At 73.7% G+C, this 15161-nt stretch carries 11 protein-coding genes and 1 pseudogene; 4 read left to right on the forward strand and 8 right to left on the reverse strand.

Going from position 1 to position 15161, the window contains the following annotated elements; genetic code table 11:
* Nucleotides 1-703: 703 nt before the first annotated feature.
* The 3 genes from ACQP2H_RS26700 to ACQP2H_RS26710 all read right to left on the reverse strand — a co-directional run bounded on the left by ACQP2H_RS26700 (nucleotide 704) and on the right by ACQP2H_RS26710 (nucleotide 4019).
* Nucleotides 704-1897, reverse strand: coding sequence for a thioester domain-containing protein (locus tag ACQP2H_RS26700; RefSeq protein ID WP_255597737.1), 1194 nt, complete (start codon nucleotides 1895-1897; stop codon nucleotides 704-706).
* 168 nt (nucleotides 1898-2065) lie between these two features.
* The gene (locus ACQP2H_RS26705; RefSeq protein ID WP_208567972.1) at nucleotides 2066-2752 is read right to left on the reverse strand and encodes a response regulator; all 687 of its coding nucleotides are present in this window, start codon (nucleotides 2750-2752) and stop codon (nucleotides 2066-2068) included.
* 1 nt (nucleotide 2753) lies between these two features.
* Nucleotides 2754-4019 (reverse strand): ATP-binding protein, encoded by a 1266-nt coding sequence (locus ACQP2H_RS26710; protein WP_219464680.1) that lies wholly within the window; start codon nucleotides 4017-4019, stop codon nucleotides 2754-2756.
* 168 nt (nucleotides 4020-4187) lie between these two features.
* Between ACQP2H_RS26710 and ACQP2H_RS26715 the strand changes: the two genes are divergently transcribed.
* From ACQP2H_RS26715 to ACQP2H_RS26725, 3 genes and pseudogenes are all read left to right on the forward strand, one after another.
* Nucleotides 4188-5774: a PspC domain-containing protein gene (locus tag ACQP2H_RS26715; protein WP_433229331.1), complete on the forward strand. Its 1587-nt coding sequence runs from the start codon at nucleotides 4188-4190 to the stop codon at nucleotides 5772-5774.
* Nucleotides 5771-6007: pseudogene (locus ACQP2H_RS26720) on the forward strand (hypothetical protein); the annotation flags it as partial. The gene ACQP2H_RS26715 and the pseudogene ACQP2H_RS26720, both read left to right, overlap by 4 nt.
* Nucleotides 6008-6493: 486 nt before the next feature.
* On the forward strand, nucleotides 6494-7741 hold the full coding sequence (locus ACQP2H_RS26725; protein WP_357535224.1) for a phosphatidylserine decarboxylase: 1248 nt from the start codon (nucleotides 6494-6496) through the stop codon (nucleotides 7739-7741).
* 64 nt (nucleotides 7742-7805) lie between these two features.
* Here ACQP2H_RS26725 and ACQP2H_RS26730 read toward each other — a convergent pair whose 3' ends face one another.
* The 3 genes from ACQP2H_RS26730 to ACQP2H_RS26740 all read right to left on the reverse strand — a co-directional run bounded on the left by ACQP2H_RS26730 (nucleotide 7806) and on the right by ACQP2H_RS26740 (nucleotide 11174).
* Nucleotides 7806-8735, reverse strand: a complete 930-nt coding sequence (locus tag ACQP2H_RS26730; RefSeq protein WP_208567968.1) for a CDP-alcohol phosphatidyltransferase family protein — start codon at nucleotides 8733-8735, stop codon at nucleotides 7806-7808.
* Nucleotides 8736-9083: 348 nt separating this feature from the next.
* Nucleotides 9084-10112 (reverse strand): NUDIX hydrolase, encoded by a 1029-nt coding sequence (locus ACQP2H_RS26735; protein ID WP_433229333.1) that lies wholly within the window; start codon nucleotides 10110-10112, stop codon nucleotides 9084-9086.
* Between the two features lie 111 nt (nucleotides 10113-10223).
* The gene (locus tag ACQP2H_RS26740) at nucleotides 10224-11174 is read right to left on the reverse strand and encodes an NUDIX hydrolase (RefSeq protein WP_219464683.1); all 951 of its coding nucleotides are present in this window, start codon (nucleotides 11172-11174) and stop codon (nucleotides 10224-10226) included.
* Nucleotides 11175-11318: 144 nt separating this feature from the next.
* Between ACQP2H_RS26740 and ACQP2H_RS26745 the strand changes: the two genes are divergently transcribed.
* Nucleotides 11319-11747, forward strand: coding sequence for a PspC domain-containing protein (locus tag ACQP2H_RS26745; protein WP_219464684.1), 429 nt, complete (start codon nucleotides 11319-11321; stop codon nucleotides 11745-11747).
* 7 nt (nucleotides 11748-11754) lie between these two features.
* Here the strand turns inward: ACQP2H_RS26745 and guaA are convergent, their stop codons facing one another.
* Both guaA and ACQP2H_RS26755 read right to left on the reverse strand, forming a co-directional pair.
* Complete coding sequence (gene guaA / locus ACQP2H_RS26750; protein WP_219464686.1) at nucleotides 11755-13311, reverse strand: glutamine-hydrolyzing GMP synthase; 1557 nt, start codon at nucleotides 13309-13311, stop codon at nucleotides 11755-11757.
* Between the two features lie 68 nt (nucleotides 13312-13379).
* Complete coding sequence (locus tag ACQP2H_RS26755) at nucleotides 13380-15089, reverse strand: FAD-dependent oxidoreductase (RefSeq protein ID WP_433229336.1); 1710 nt, start codon at nucleotides 15087-15089, stop codon at nucleotides 13380-13382.
* Between the last annotated feature and the right edge of the window lie 72 nt (nucleotides 15090-15161).

Below are 15161 nucleotides of genomic sequence, written 5' to 3' on the forward strand. Positions count from 1 at the left end.
GGTTCCGTCGTGGGTTTCACGCACGTTGGGGGGTGACACCGCACGGCGATCATGTGTTGCAGATCACCGGTTACCGCAGAGAAATCGGGACACCCCAGGGGTACCGATCCGCCGGGCCACCACACCCCCGTACTCGGCTCCCGGGCAGGCTCGACGACCACGATCCGTGCCGGAGGCAGCGGCGACGTGGTCGGCCGGGACACACGGGTGCCTCACATCAGGGGTGAGGTGCTGCCACTGTGACACCCACCGGCCCATTACGTGAAGGTGCCGTTATCAAGCCGTTAGTTGCCTGCCGTGTTGCCGATACTTGAGAAAAGATCATGAGATGCCCTGGTCGTACCGCTCTGAGCAGGAAAGACAGCAAGTCCGCTCGACCGGGTGGTGACCCCCGGGTCAGCAGTGTGAGCTTTACCGCCGTCCGGTTGGCGTGCTCCGACCTCCACCGGGCGTCACCGCATTCTGCCCGTCCGGCTGAGGGCGGCTTCGGCCAGCCGGAGCACAGTCCCAGCCAGCCGGCCGAAGACAGTCGACACACCTGCACCGCAGCTGACTGCCGGCCGCCGCGACGCCCCACCCCGCCGACGACCGGCCCTCCGCCACACCGCCCCCACGCCACCGGGTCTCGGAGCCCCCGCAGGGGTGACCGGTGAAACAGCCGGCCCCGGCACCGTCGGGTGCCGGGGCCGCAGGGAGCCGTACGTCAGACGGTGAAGTGGACCTTGCGACGACGGACCAGCAGCACGGCCACCGCGCCGAAGGCCAGCAACGCCAGCCCCGCCAGGGCGGCCAGCGCGACCGGCGAACCGGTCAACGGCAGCCCGCCACCGTTGCTGGCGGGCGAGGTCGACGGTGCCGGGCTGGCCGGCGACGAGGACTCGACCGGGGTGGCCGACGGCGACGGCGACCCGGCCGAGGGGGACGGCGACGGCGACGGCGACCCGGACGGGGTGGCCGACGGCGACGGAGAGGCGGGGGCGGCGGCGAAACTCGCTGCCGCGTCGGCGTTCACCGAGGTGCCGGTGCTGCCACCCAGGATCAGCTTCTGCTTGGCGTTCTTGCCGCCGGAGAAGAGGAAGACCCGACCGAAGGAGACCGAGTCCGGCGCGGAGACCGTCACGGTGACCCGACCGGCGGCGGTTGCGGTCAGCCAGAACCGGCCACCGTTGGTGGTCGTACCGACCGGACGCCCCTCGGCGTCGACGGCACGGCCACCCTCGACCTTCAGCGCGATCTCCCCCGCCGGCCCGTGCACCGTGAACGGCCCGGCCCGCCCGCCGGTGGTCGCGGTGGCCGACGCCGGGTCCAGGCTCAGCTCGGCCTTCGGCTCCGGCTGGTCGGTGGCGTTGCGCACCAGGTAGTCGTGTACCCGGCGGATCACGTCGTACTCGGCGGCGGCGGTCAGCCCCCGCTCCCAGTCGCCCAGGGTGATGCCGTCACTGAAGTGCCAGACGGCCGTCTGGGTGCCGAAGTAGAGCAGCGTGTCACGCCGGGAGTCGGGCAGCCCGGCGGGCAGGGTGGCCCCGGCGGCGGCGAGCAGCTTCGCCCGGTCGGCGTTGGGGTAGCCGTGGGTGAGCACCCACTGCACCCGACCGAGGTTCTTCACCTCCGACTCGCCCCAGGTGCCCTCGGCGTACTCGCCGTCACGGGCCACCGGGGTGTGGAAGTCGATGCAGAAGACCGGCACGGTGCCGTCCTTCAACTCCAGGGCCAGCGCCGAGGTCTTCTGCGCCCGACCGTCCAGCTTCAGCGTGACGCCGGTACCCGGCACCGCCCGCGCCACGCCCTTCGTCGCCGGCTCGGCGGCGGCCGGACCGGCTGCGGCGAGCACCAGCGCGCCACCGGTGACGAGCGCCGTGGCGATACCCGCCCAGCGTCGTCCTCGTTGTCCGAACATCAGTTCCGTGCACCTCTCCCCAGGGGTGGGCCCGCTCCCGGCGGGCCGGTGTGCGTCGCCCCCGGGCGGGGTCGTGACACCACCCGCACGCGCGAAGGCGACGGGGCATTATGCGACACGAATTGATCTCTTGTCAGCCCTGGGGCGATGCTCCCGGAATGGGAGGTCTCAGACGAGTCGTCGGTCCGCCGCCCAGCGGGACAACTCGTACCGGTTGGACATCTGGAGCTTGCGCAGCACGTTCGACACGTGCGTCTCGACCGTCTTGATCGAGATGAACAGCTCCTTGGCGATCTCCTTGTACGCGTACCCCCGGGCGAGTAGGCGCAGCACCTCGCGCTCGCGGTTGGTGAGCTGGTCCAGCTCGGGGTCGGCGACCGGGGCGTCCGGCCGGGCCGCGAAGGCGTCCAGCACGAACCCGGCCAGCCGGGGGCTGAACACGGCGTCCCCGTCGGCCACCCGGCGGATCGCGTCGGTCAGCTCGTCCGGGGAGATGGTCTTGGTCACGTAGCCCCGGGCACCCGCCCGGATCAGCCCGATCACGTCCTCGGCGGCGTCGGACACGCTCAGCGCCAGGAACTTCACCTGCGGGTGGCTACGGCGCATCGCCTCCAGCACCGCCCGACCCCCACCGTCGGGCATGTGCACGTCGAGCAGCACCACTTCCGGCCCGGTCGCGGCGATCCGGGCGACCGCCTCGGCCACCGTGCTCGCCTCCCCGACCACCTCGACGTGTGCGCCCAGCTCGGCCCGGACCCCGGCCCGGAACATGGCGTGGTCGTCGACCAGGAAGACCCGCAAACGCTCCACCCGGGTCGGGGCGTCCGAACCCGGTTCCATCGACTGCTCCGCCATCTCAGCTGTCCCTTTCCGCCGTGGAGCCGGTGCCGGTGATCGGCAGCATCAACCGGACCTCCGTCCCCTCCCCGGGCTCGGAACGGATCTCCGCCCGGCCACCGTGCCGCTTCATCCGCCCGATGATCGACCCTCGGACGCCGTGCCGGTGATCCTCCACCGTATCCGGGTCGAATCCCTTGCCCCGGTCCCGGACGAAGACGCTCACCTGCTCCGGCTCGACCTCGGCGTAGAGCGACACCGTCTGCACCCCGGCATGGCGGGCCGCGTTGACCAGCGCCTCCCGGGCCGCCGCCACCAGCGCCCCGACCCGTTCGTCGGTCTCCCGGTCACCCACCACCACCGCCTCGACGGTGATCGCGAAGGTGTCCTCCACCTCGGCGGCGGCCTGTTCGAGCGCTGCCGCGAACCGTTCGGTCGGCGAGGCGGTCGGCTTGTAGAGCCAGTTGCGCAACGACCGCTCCTGGCCCCGGGCGAGCCGCTGCACCGTCTTGACGTCGCTGGCGTTGCGCTGGATCAGGGCCAGGGTGTGCAGCACCTGGTCGTGCACCATGGCGGCCAGTTCGGCACGCTCCTGCTCGCGGATGCGCCCCTCCCGCTCCGAGCGGAGCTGGTTCCACGTACGCCACAGCACCGGGGCGGCCACCACCCCGACGCCGACCAGCCCGACCAACGCGAAGATCACCCCGTTGACCACCGCGTCGAGGTTCTGCACCGGCGAGTAGACCGCCGCCACACCGATGATGCCCACGGCGACCAGTACCGCGCCCCCGGCGAAGCGGAGCACGAAGGCCCGCCGGTCGCTCTCCTCCACCACCGCGCCGAGCCACGGCACCGGCATCGACCCGCTCCACTGCCGGCGGCGCTCCGGCGCGGACTGGTGCCAGATCACCCCGGCACCGACCGCGATGATCGCCACCAGCCAACCGGCGGTGCCCGCCGCGCCGACCGAGTCGAAGACCAGCACCTGGACCAGCAGCACACCGAGGCCGATCGCCACGAACGGCAGCAACTGCCCGGGGTCCCGCCGGGGCGGGGTCGCGGTGTCACCCGGCCGCAGCGGCACCACCGCCCAGAACGCCGCGTACAGCAGCAGCCCCAGTCCGCTGAGCCCGAGCAGCACCATGAAGGCGACGCGTACCCGCAGCACCGAGATGCCGAGATGGTCGGCGATGCCGGCGGCCACACCGGCGGCCAGCCGGTGCTCGGGCGCCCGGTAGAGGCGCGGCGGCGGGGTCACGACGCTGATCGGAGGCTCCCAGGTCACGGTGGGTGGCGGACGGACACCCCGGAGTGCGGTGCCGCTCCGATCGTCACACGGGGGAGACGGTGCCGACCACGGGGACGCCCCGGACATCCGCCCACCGGGATCTCAGGGTGGGGTCAGGGTCGGTTCCGGAGGCGACTCGGCCCGGCGACGCCGCAGGATCGAGTCATGACCGAGGACCCTGCCCCGCCGCCGTACCCTCAGGTGGCCGCACCGGGTGGTATGCCGCCGCCCGGCTCCGCCGCCGGGCCGCCCCCGGCGCCCACGTCGCCCACGGGGGGCGACGACGCGCCGAACCCGCCCGGGGGGTATCCCCCGCCGTCCGGAGGTGCCAGCTTCACCTCACGGTACGGCCTGGTCCGGCCCCGTGACGGCCGCTACCTGGCCGGGGTCTGCGCGGCCATCGGCCGGGCCACCAACACCGACCCGGTGCTGTGGCGGGTGCTCCTCGCGGTGCTCGGGTTCTTCGGCGGGGTCGGCATCCTGGTCTACGTGGCCGCCTGGCTGATCATCCCGGGTGAGGGGGACAGCGCCTCGCCGCTGGAGTCGATGCTGGGTCGGGGCCGGTCGAGCATGTCCCCGATCACCGTGATCCTGCTGACCATCACGGTCGCGGTGGGCTTCGGTTACATCGTCACCGACGCGTTCCGGGCGGTGCTGCTGGGCGCGGCCATCCTCATCGGTGGTGCGCTGCTACTCAACCGGGAGAGCCGCCCCGGCGTGCCGGCCGCCGCCGGTCCACAGCCCGGCCCGGCCGCCCCGCCCGGACCGGTCCCCCCGGTCGGCTGGCCGGCCCCCTTCGCCCCGGTGGCGCCCGCCCCGCCGGCATCCCCGTTCCCGTCGGATCGTGGCGGGCAACCCGCGGGGTGGCCGGCGGCCCGCACCGGCTGGCCGGCGCAGACCCGTACCGCACCGCTTCCGGCCTGGCCACCGGCCGCGCCGATGGAGCTGGCGGCGACCCGGGCGGAGGCACCGGCCTGGCCGCCCCGGCCACCGCTGACCGGTGTGCCCGCCACCGCGCCGGTGACCGTCCCACCCACCGGTACGGGCTACCGGCCGCCGTTCGCGCCCCACGGCCCGTACGCCGGGGGCCCTCCCCCACCGCCGCCGCCCGCACCCCGGGTCAAACCGCCGAAGAAACCGAAGGAACGGTCGGCGCTGGGTGCCGCGACCTTCTCGCTGATCTTCCTGGCCCTCGGCGTGGTCGCCATCCTGGACCTGCTGGACGTCTTCCCGATCGGCGCCGCCGGCTACTTCGCGGCGGTGCTCGCCACCATCGGGTTCGGGCTGCTGGTCGGCACCTGGTTCGGCCGGGCCCGCTGGCTGATCGCCCTCGGCCTGGTCGCCGCCGCCGCTCTCGGTGTCGCCACGGTCGCCGAGTCCTACGACCGGGTTCGGGGTGTCGACGGGGCGGTCACCTGGGCCCCGACCAGTTACCAGGAGCTGGCCGACCGCTACGAGAACAGCTTCGGTGACGCGACCCTGGACCTGCGTGCGGTGGACTTCGACAAGCGGGACACCGACCTGACCGTGGTGGTCAACTTCGGGGAGGCCACCATCGTGGTGCCGCCGAACGTGGACGTCACGGCCGTGACGAACGTCAAGGCCGGGGAGGCCACCGTCTTCGGGAAGAGCAGCTCCGGGTTGGACGGGCAGGGACGCCAGGTCACCGATCTGGGGCTGGACGGGGCCGGCGGCGGCACGCTGCGGCTCACCGTCCACGTCAACGCGGGCAATCTGGAGGTGATCCGGTGAAGGGCCATCGCACCGATCTGGTGTCGTTCGTCTTCGGGCTGCTCTTCGTCGGGCTCTCCCTCTGGTGGCTGCTCGCCCAGATCCTCGGGCTGGCCCTGCCCGCGGTGGGCTGGTTCCTGGCCGGCGCGCTGGTGCTCATCGGAGTGCTCGGGCTGGTCGGGGCGGTGCGCTCGGCCCGCACCCCGGACCGCCTGGTCCCGCCGGCCGACGGCGAGCCGGCCCTCACTCCGGCCGGCCGGGTGAGCGCCACGCCGACCGGCCCGGTGAGCACCACCCCGGGCAGCTCGGTGAGCAGCGCGCCGACCGGCCCGGCTGGCGGGGACGACGAACGCGCCGGCTGGCGGGACACCGCCGAGCTGCACCTCGGCGACCCGGCGCGCGAGCCGGGCCGACAGCACGGCTCGGACCACCGACCCGAGCACGAACCGGCGGCCCGGTCCGACGACCAGGACGCTTCTCGGCGGCCGTCCGGCGACCTGGTGGACCCCCCGGTCACCGGCCCACCCGGGGCGCCCAGCTGACCGCACCGGTGCGGGCGGCGTCCGACGGCTCGTATGCTGGCCGGGGAGATCCCGCCTCCGCCGGCACGCGCCACGTCGTCGGGCTCCGCCGGTGCCTGCGCACCAGGTGCCCCGGCACCGGCCCGGATGCGCCTCGTCCGGGCGTCCGAGGCGGTCCCGCCGCGACGTCCGTCTCTACCCGTCAGGAGTCCGCCCGACATGACCCAGTTCCCCGCCGTGCGCCCCTCCGGTCCATCCGGTCCGGTCCGCATCGGCGAGCGTGCCGCCCGTACCCTCGTCGCCGAACTCGCCCGACGCAACGACCCGAAGGCAGCCCTGCTGGTGGGTGCGGCCCCCGGGGCCGCGGCCCTCGCCGAGGCGATCGACGCGCTGCTGCCGGGCGACACGTTGACCGTCGTGCCGGCCGCGACGACCGACGCCGCCACGCTGCGTGAGCACGTGACGGTCCAGGGCCGCTGGGTCGCCGACCGGGTCCGGGTGGTCGACTCCCTCGCCGAGGCGGACGCCGCCGAGCTGGTCATCGCCGCCGAGCCGTTCACCGGCACCGACGAGGAGACCCGCGACGTCGTCGACGGGCTCACCAAGTACCTGACCGACGGCGCGGTGCTCAGCGTCGCCGCACCGGTGTTCCGCACCGACGGGGCCGCCGCCGAACTGGACCGGATCGGGGTGCTGCACGGCGTCCGCACCGACCTGGTGCTGCGTAACTCCCCGCCGGTACGGGTGCACCACCTGCGGTTCACCCCGGCCGCCGCCGCCTCGGCCGCCCAGCTGGCCCCGGCGTACCGGCCGTCGAGCGTGCCGCTGACCCGGGGCATGCACATCGACTCGAACGGGGTCACCGCGGCCGGCATCGCGCTCGGCCTGGCCGCCGTCGCCCGGGTCGTCCGGCCGAAGTCGAAGCTGTGGCTGGTGCCGGCACTGGCCGCCGCCCCGGTGGCCGCGTTCTTCCGGGACCCGCAGCGGGACGTGCCGGAGGACCCGTCCGCGGTGGTCGCCGCCGCCGACGGTCAGGTGCTGTCGGTGCAGCGGCTGCACGACGAACGGTTCGGCGACGGTGAGTGGCTGCGGATCGCGGTCTTCCTGTCGGTGCTGGACGTGCACGTCAACCGCTCCCCCGTGGCGGGCAAGGTGGTCGACTACTTCGTCGCCGACGGCGGCTTCGTCAACGCCATGAAGCCGGACGCCGAGCACAACGTCGCCGCCTACACGGTGCTGGACACCGCGCACGGCACGGTGGTGGTGGCGCAGCGGACCGGGCTGATCGCCCGCCGGATCGTGCAGCGGGCACCGGTGGGGGCGCTGCTGGCCCGGGGGGAGCGGTTCGGGCTGATCCGTTTCGGCTCCCGTACCGACGTCTACCTGCCGGCCGACGCCGCCACCCCGCTGGTCGGCCCCGGCGACAAGGTGGTCGGCGGTTCCTCGGTCATCGCCCGCTGGAGCTGAGTCGACACGAACGCGAACAGGGGCGCCGCGGTCGCGGCGCCCCTGTCGTGTAGCTGCGGACGGGTCAGGCGGTGCGGCGCTGGTGCAGCCAGAGCAGCGGACCGCTGACCAGGTAGCCCACCACCACGAGGGCGAAGGTGAGCCGGATGTCGACAAGCGCGCCGACGGCCGGGGCCAGCCACAGCCACGGCGGCAGTTTCACCAGCCGGGCCAGCTTGGCGTACGGGAAGCTGGAGACCATCGCGAAGGCCAGCAGCGCCACCCCGCCGATCTGCACGCTCGCCGGCAGCGGCAGCCCGATGGCCACGGTGAGGGCGAGCACCGCCGCCGCCATCGTGGTGGGCACACCGCAGAAGAACCGGCCGTCCTTGGGCGAGACGTTGAACCGGGCGAGCCGGATCGCGGCGCAGGACGCGACGAGGGCGGCCGCGACCGCCGCGGCGGCGGTGGGGGCCGATCCGGCCAGTGCGGCGTAGACCACCACCGGGGCGGCGAGGCCGAACGAGCACATGTCGGCCAGCGAGTCCATCTGGGCACCGAACGGGCTGGCCACGCCGAACTTGCGGGCGAGCGCGCCGTCGAGGCCGTCGAAGATGACGCAGGCGATCAGCAGGAGTGCTGCGATCCGGGTCTGGCCGTTCATGGCGACGAAGATGGCGTTGATGCCGAGCACCAGGCTGGCCAGGGTGCAGGCGTTGACCAGCGCGAACTTCATCCGGCGGGCGGGGGTACGCGCGCCGGGGAGCAGCGGGATCGCCATCGCGGGCGACTCGTCGACCGGCGCGGCGGGGCTGAGGGCCGGGCTGACCGGGGCGACCGCCGCGATCTCGGCACGGTCGAGGGTGACCCCGCGACGGTCGAAACCGTAACGGCGACGCTGCCGGTCGACGCGGTGCTCGGGAAGAACCAGGTCGGTGCCGTTGAGCTGGTCGCCATCCCGGCGACCCACCCGGACCAGCAGCACCTGGCGGGCGAATGTGCTGCTGCGGCGCAACCGGCCCGCCCAGCGACGCCCTGCGGGGCGCGGACTGTCAGTCGTACGACGCCGGCGCCATGGGGCTCTCGGCACGTTTTCCTCCATCACCGGATCGGCTGGCCGCCCGTGTGGGCGGGTGTCCGGCTGTCTCGTGCCGGACCGCTCTTGGCCCGGCAGCCGTTCGAGCGGAGTACACCATTGCACAGCGGCGTGGTGGTTGGCGATAGCTGCCGGCGGTACTGGTAACTACTCTTAACCGCGCAAACCGCTCGCTTATTCCCATCTCGGGCTTCATCGCCCGTTTTCTTCGCCAACCGCAGTGCCGACTTTACCGGAGCACCCCACAGTCGGCTCGTCGAGCGACCGTCATCCGACCGTCCGCCCGGTGGCCAACTCCGCGACGTCGGTCATCGCCAGGCCGCTGAGCTGGGCAGACGTGAACCAGGCGGCGGCCTGCGTCGATCCGCCGGCCGCCTCGGTGACCACTGGATCGGTGGGCTCGTCAACCAGCACCCGATAGATCACCCGCACCCCGTGCCAGTCCAACGGACGCCCTTCCGGGCCCAGCGCGACCGGATTGTGCAGATTGTCGGCCAGCATCAGCCGGTCGATCCGGCCCCGCTGACCCGACTCCTCCACCAACTCCCGTAACAGACCGTCAACCGGTTGCTCACCGTGATCGGTGCCGCCACCGGGCAGGTGCCACAGACCGGCACCCGGATAGCCGGGCGCGATCATCGTGAGCAGCACCCGTCCGTCGGGGTCGGTGACCAGCCCGTACGCGGCGAACCGCTGCCGTCGGTCAGCAGTGGGCTCCACCCCGGCGGACGTTACTTCCGCCGACCCCGCCTCTTCCGCCGACTCCGACCCGGCCGGTGAATCCGACGGGGCTGGCCCGGTCGGCGGTCCGGCGGCGGGCGGAGGTGGTGGCGGTCCAGGCGGTCCAGGCGGTCCGGCGGCGGGCGGGGCGGGCAGGCCGAACAGTTCGGCGGTGAACGGCATCAGCGGCCGCGTGGCGGCCTGCTGCGGAGTGCACCAGGCCAGTTCGGCGGGACCGTCGGCGGTCGTTTGGTCACCGTGCGACGGCTGACCATCGAGGACCGTGACGTGGAACACCAACCGGTCGGTGTGCACCGGCACCTCGACCGCGCCGAGGCGGCGGGTGGACAGGTCGGCGACGGCGGCGCGCAACCCGCCGACGGCGACGCCCAGCCCGGTCTCCCCGGTGAACCGGCGGACCACCGTGTCGGCCGGATGCTCCGCGTGCGCCACACCCCCACCGGGCAGCCGCCAGAGCCCCGGTGCCGGATCGGCTGCGGCCCCGCGCACCAGCAGCACCCGGCCGGTGTCGTCCGCACACCAGCCGTACGCCGCGATCCGTCGTCGCTCCTGCACGTGTACTCCCCCGCCCGCGTTCCGCCCCGTCGATCATGAGGCTAGCGGTCGCCCGAGCGGGGTGGGTGCCGTCGCACCGGCCTGTCCGGCCGGTGCGACGGGCGCAGCCGGTCAGGCGGTGAGGCGGGCGGCCTGGACCGCCTCGGCGGTGACCTCGGTGAGCCGGTCGGTGGGCAGGGCGCCCAACTCCTCGCGGCCGAACCAGCGGGCCTCGCAGGTGGAGCCGCCCACGTCGGTGACGGTGGGCGGGGCGGGCTGGTCGACCATCACCCGGTAGAAGGCCCGCACGCCGTGCCAGTCGATCGGGTAGCCCTCCGGGCCGAGCGAGGCGGCGTCGCGGTGGCTGGCCACCCCGAGCAGCTCGACCAGTCGCCCCGTCTGCCCGGTCTCCTCGACCAGTTCCCGGATCAGCGCCGCGCCCGGCTGCTCGCCGTAGTCGGTGCCGCCGCCGGGCAGGTGCCAGCAGCCCGCGCCCGGGTAGCCGTCGGAGACCCGGGTGAGCAGCACCCGACCCGCCGGGTCGGTGGCCACCGCGTACGCGGCGAAGCGCTGCGCCCGGTGCAGCCCGTCCGGGCCGGGGACGGCGTAGAAGGAGGGGAACTCGGGGGCCTCGTCGGGGACCACGTCGGCGGAGGACGCCGGCAGCCCGAGGGCACGGGCGGTGAAGGCCCGCAGCGGCAGCTCCCGTGCCTCGTCGAGGGTGTACCAACGGGCCAGGTCGGTGGAGCGGTCGACCCGGTCGGTGAGGGTGCCGCCGCGCACCGACACCTGGTAGATCAGGCGGTCGGTGTGGATGGTGATGCGGCGCTCGGGCAGCGCGCGCATGTCGGCCAGCACGTCCGCCAGGCCGGCGACGGCGACCGAGAGACCGGTCTCGGCGGCGGTCTCCCGGACGACGGTGTGGTTCGGGTCCTCGCCGTGGTCGACCGCCCCGCCGGGCAGGGACCATACGCCGGGGGTGCCGGAGCGCTCCGATGCGCGGACCAGTAACACTCGGCCGACTGAATCAGCACAGACTGCATATGCCGCGATCCTGCGGAGCGGCTCCAGCAAGGTGGTCACGGGGCCAAATTCTCCCCGGGTCGCGTTACCAGTGCGGAAAAGAGTCGGATTCCTGACTCAGGGCTGGCCTCTCGGGGATCGATCAGGGTAGGGATCGGGGCAGTCACCGAGGTCGTCGGGGTGGTCGGCGCGGACCGTGGAGACATGACTTCGACGAGCACCCCTCACGCCCCGTACAAGCAGCTCCGCCGGCCGACCACCGACCGGATGGTGGCCGGCGTCGCCAGCGGTCTCGGCCGCTACTTCGCCGTCGACCCCACCCTGGTCCGGGTGTTGTTCGCGGTGGCGACCCTGGTCACCGGCGGTCTGGCCGCGCTGGCGTACCCGGTCATGTGGTTCCTGATGCCCGAGGAGCCGGCCGGCGCACCGGCCTGGCCGCACCCGACGGACCCGGCGGCGCAGCCGGCGACGACGGCTCCGACCACCTGGCCGCAGCCGACGGCCCCGACCACCGGACCCCAGCCGGGCGGGCCGACCACCTGGCCGCAGCGGGACGGCCCGACCGCCGGGCCTCAGCCGGGCGGGCCGGCGGTCGGGCCGCAGCCGCCGACGACCCCGCCGACGGCCGGCTGAGCCCGGCTCACTCCCACTCGATGGTGCCCGGCGGCTTGCTGGTCACGTCCAGGACCACCCGGTTGACCTCGGCGACCTCGTTGGTGATCCGGGTGGAGATCCGGGCCACCACCTCGTAGGGCAGCCGGGACCAGTCGGCGGTCATCGCGTCCTCGCTGGAGACCGGGCGCAGCACCACGGGATGCCCGTAGCTGCGCCCGTCACCCTGCACCCCGACGCTGCGCACGTCGGCCAGGAGCACCACCGGGAACTGCCAGACACCCCGGTCCAGGCCGGCGGCCGTCAGCTCCTCCCGGGCGATCAGGTCGGCGTGGCGCAGCAGGTCGAGGCGCTCGCGGTCGACCGCGCCGATGATCCGGATGGCCAGCCCCGGCCCCGGGAACGGGTGCCGCCACACCATCGCCTCGGGCAGACCCAGCTGGAGCCCGAGCGCCCGGACCTCGTCCTTGAACAGCGTGCGCAGCGGCTCGACCAGGGCGAACTTCAGATCCTCCGGCAGGCCGCCGACGTTGTGGTGGCTCTTGATGTTGGCGGTGCCGGTGCCGCCACCGGACTCGACCACGTCCGGGTAGAGGGTGCCCTGCACCAGGAACTCGACGTCGCCGTGGGCGGCGATCTCCCGGGCGGCGGCCTCGAAGACCCGGATGAACTCCCGGCCGATGATCTTCCGCTTCTGCTCCGGGTCGGTCACCCCGGCCAACGCGCCGAGGAACCGGTCGGCCGCGTCGACCACCTTCAGCTTGATGCCGGTGGCCGCCACGTAGTCCTTCTCCACCTGCTCGGCCTCACCGGCGCGCAGCAGGCCGTGGTCGACGAAGACGCAGGTGAGCTGGTCCCCCACCGCCTCGTGGACCAGCGCGGCGGCGACCGCCGAGTCCACCCCGCCGGACAGGCCGCAGATGACCTCCTTGTCGCCGACCTGGGCCCGGATCCGGGCCACCTGCTCGTCGATGATGTTCTGCGGGGTCCAGGTTGGCGCGATGCCGGCGATGTCGTAGAGGAAGCGGCGGAGCATCTCCTGCCCCTGCGCGGTGTGCCCCACCTCCGGGTGGAACTGCACACCGGCCCGCCGACCGGCCAGGTCCTCGAAGGCGGCGACCGGGGCCCCGGCCGACTCGGCGGTCACCGTGAACCCGGCGGGGGCCTCGGTCACCGCGTCACCGTGGCTCATCCAGACCGGCAGGTCCGCCGGCAGGTCCCGCAGCAGCACACCCGGGTCGAGCAGCCGGGGACGCAGCGGGGTGCCGCCGTACTCCCGGTTGCCGGTCCGGGCGACCGTGCCGCCGAGCGCCTGGGCCATCGCCTGGAAGCCGTAGCAGATGCCGAAGACCGGCACGCCCGCGTCGAACAGCCCGGCGTCGATCTGCGGGGCGTCCGGGGCGTAGACACTGGACGGGCCGCCGGACAGGATGATCGCGGCCGGGTCCTTCGCCAGCATCTCGACGACCGGCATGGAGTGCGGGACGATCTCCGAGTAGACCTTCGCCTCGCGCACCCGGCGCGCGATGAGCTGGGCGTACTGGGCTCCGAAGTCCACCACGAGGACTGGGCGAGGCGTGCTCATGTGCGCAAAGCCTACCGACAGTCACACCCGCCCCGGGCACGGGCCGCCCCCGGGCGTGCCGCACCCGGTCAGCGCGGCCCGTGACGCAGCGCGCCGGGGGCGTCCGCCGGGACCGCCGGGTGCCGCGGTGCCACCACACCCACCCGGGTGTACGCCGACCCGAGCGGCGGCCGTGGGTCCGGTTCGCCCTTGTTCGGCCAGTACGACATGGCCCGCTCCGCCTGCGCGGTGATCGTCAGCGACGGGTTCACCCCGAGGTTCGCCGAGACCGCTGCCCCGTCGACCACGTGCAGTCCCGGATGGCCGTGCACCCGGTGCCACGGGTCGATCACCCCGTCGGCCGGGCTGACCCCGATCACCGCACCGCCGAGGATGTGCGCGGTCATCGGGATGTCGAACGGTTCGGTGAGCGCCCCGCCGGGGGTGCCGCCGATCTCCTCGGCGAGCAGTCGGGCGGCCCGGTTGCCGGCCGGGATCCAGGTCGGGTTCGGGGTGCCGTGCCCCGGCCCGGAGACCAGCCGCCGCCGGCCCAGCCACCCCCGCCGCCAGCGGGTGGTCAGCGAGTTGTCGACCGACTGCATCACCAACGCGATGACCGTCCGCTCGGACCAGTGCCGCACCGAGAGCATCCGGACGGCCTGCCCCGGATGCCGGGCCAGGCCGACCAGCCAACGCCGGAGCCGGTGCGGGCCACCGTCGACCAGCAGCGACTGGAGCAGCCCCATCGCGTTGGCGCCCCGGCCGTAGCGGACCGGCTCGACGTGGGTCTGCGGGTCGGGGTGGAACGAGCTGGTGATCGCCACCCCGTCGGTGAAGTCCAGCCCCCGCAGCCGGGCCTGCCGCCGGCCGACCGAAGCGCCGAGGATCGCCTCCGAGTTGGTGCGGGTCAGCTCGCCGAGGCGGTCCGACAGGCGGGGCAGCACACCGGTCTGCTTCATCTCGTGCAGCAGCCGTTGGGTGCCGAGCGCACCGGCCGCGAAGACCACCTGGTCGGCCCGGAACACCTGGCGACGGCGGCGCAGCCAGGCGCCGGTCCGTACGGTGTGCACCCGGTAGCCGCCGTCGGCGGCCGGCTGGACGGCGGTGACCGTCGTCAGCGGGTGGACCCGCGCGCCGAGCCGTTCGGCCAGCCACAGGTAGTTCTTGACCAGGGTGTTCTTGGCACCGTGCCGGCAGCCGGTCATGCACGAACCGCAGTGCGTGCAGCCGGTGCGCTCCGGACCGGCCCCGCCGAAGTACGGGTCCGCCACGCGTCGGCCGGGGTGGCCGAGGTGCACCCCCACCGGGGTGGGCCCGAAGGTGTGCCCCACCCCCATCCGCTCGGCCACCGCCCGCATCGCCCGGTCCGCGCCGGTGTGCCGGGGGTACGTGGTGACCCCGAGCATCCGGGCGGCCTGGTCGTAGTGGGGGGCGAGTTCGGCCCGCCAGTCGGTGACGTCGCGCCACTGCGGGTCGGTGTAGAAGGCGTCCGGCGGCTGGTAGAGGGTGTTCGCGTAGACCAGGGAGCCGCCGCCCACCCCGGCGCCGGAGAGCACCAGCACACCGCCGCCGTGCTTCCGGTCGGCCGGGCGGAGCAGGGTGATCCGTTGCAGCCCGTAGCAGCCGAGCCGGGGTGCCCAGAGGAACCGGCGCAGCCGCCAGGAGGTCTGCGGGAACTCGTCGTCGGCGAACCGCCGGCCCGCCTCCAGCACCCCGACGGTGTAGCCCTTCTCGGCCAGCCGCAGCGCGGTGACGCTGCCGCCGAAGCCGGAGCCGATGACGAGCACGTCGTACCGCATGAACGCATCATTACCGGCGGGTAGCCATCGCGCCAGTGCCGGATTTCGCGCGATCATGCTGACCGTCGCCGA

Origin of the sequence: Micromonospora sp. CA-248260 (genome assembly GCF_050942205.1) — a bacterium.
In the GTDB taxonomy this organism is placed as follows: Bacteria; Actinomycetota; Actinomycetes; order Mycobacteriales; family Micromonosporaceae; genus Micromonospora; species Micromonospora antibiotica.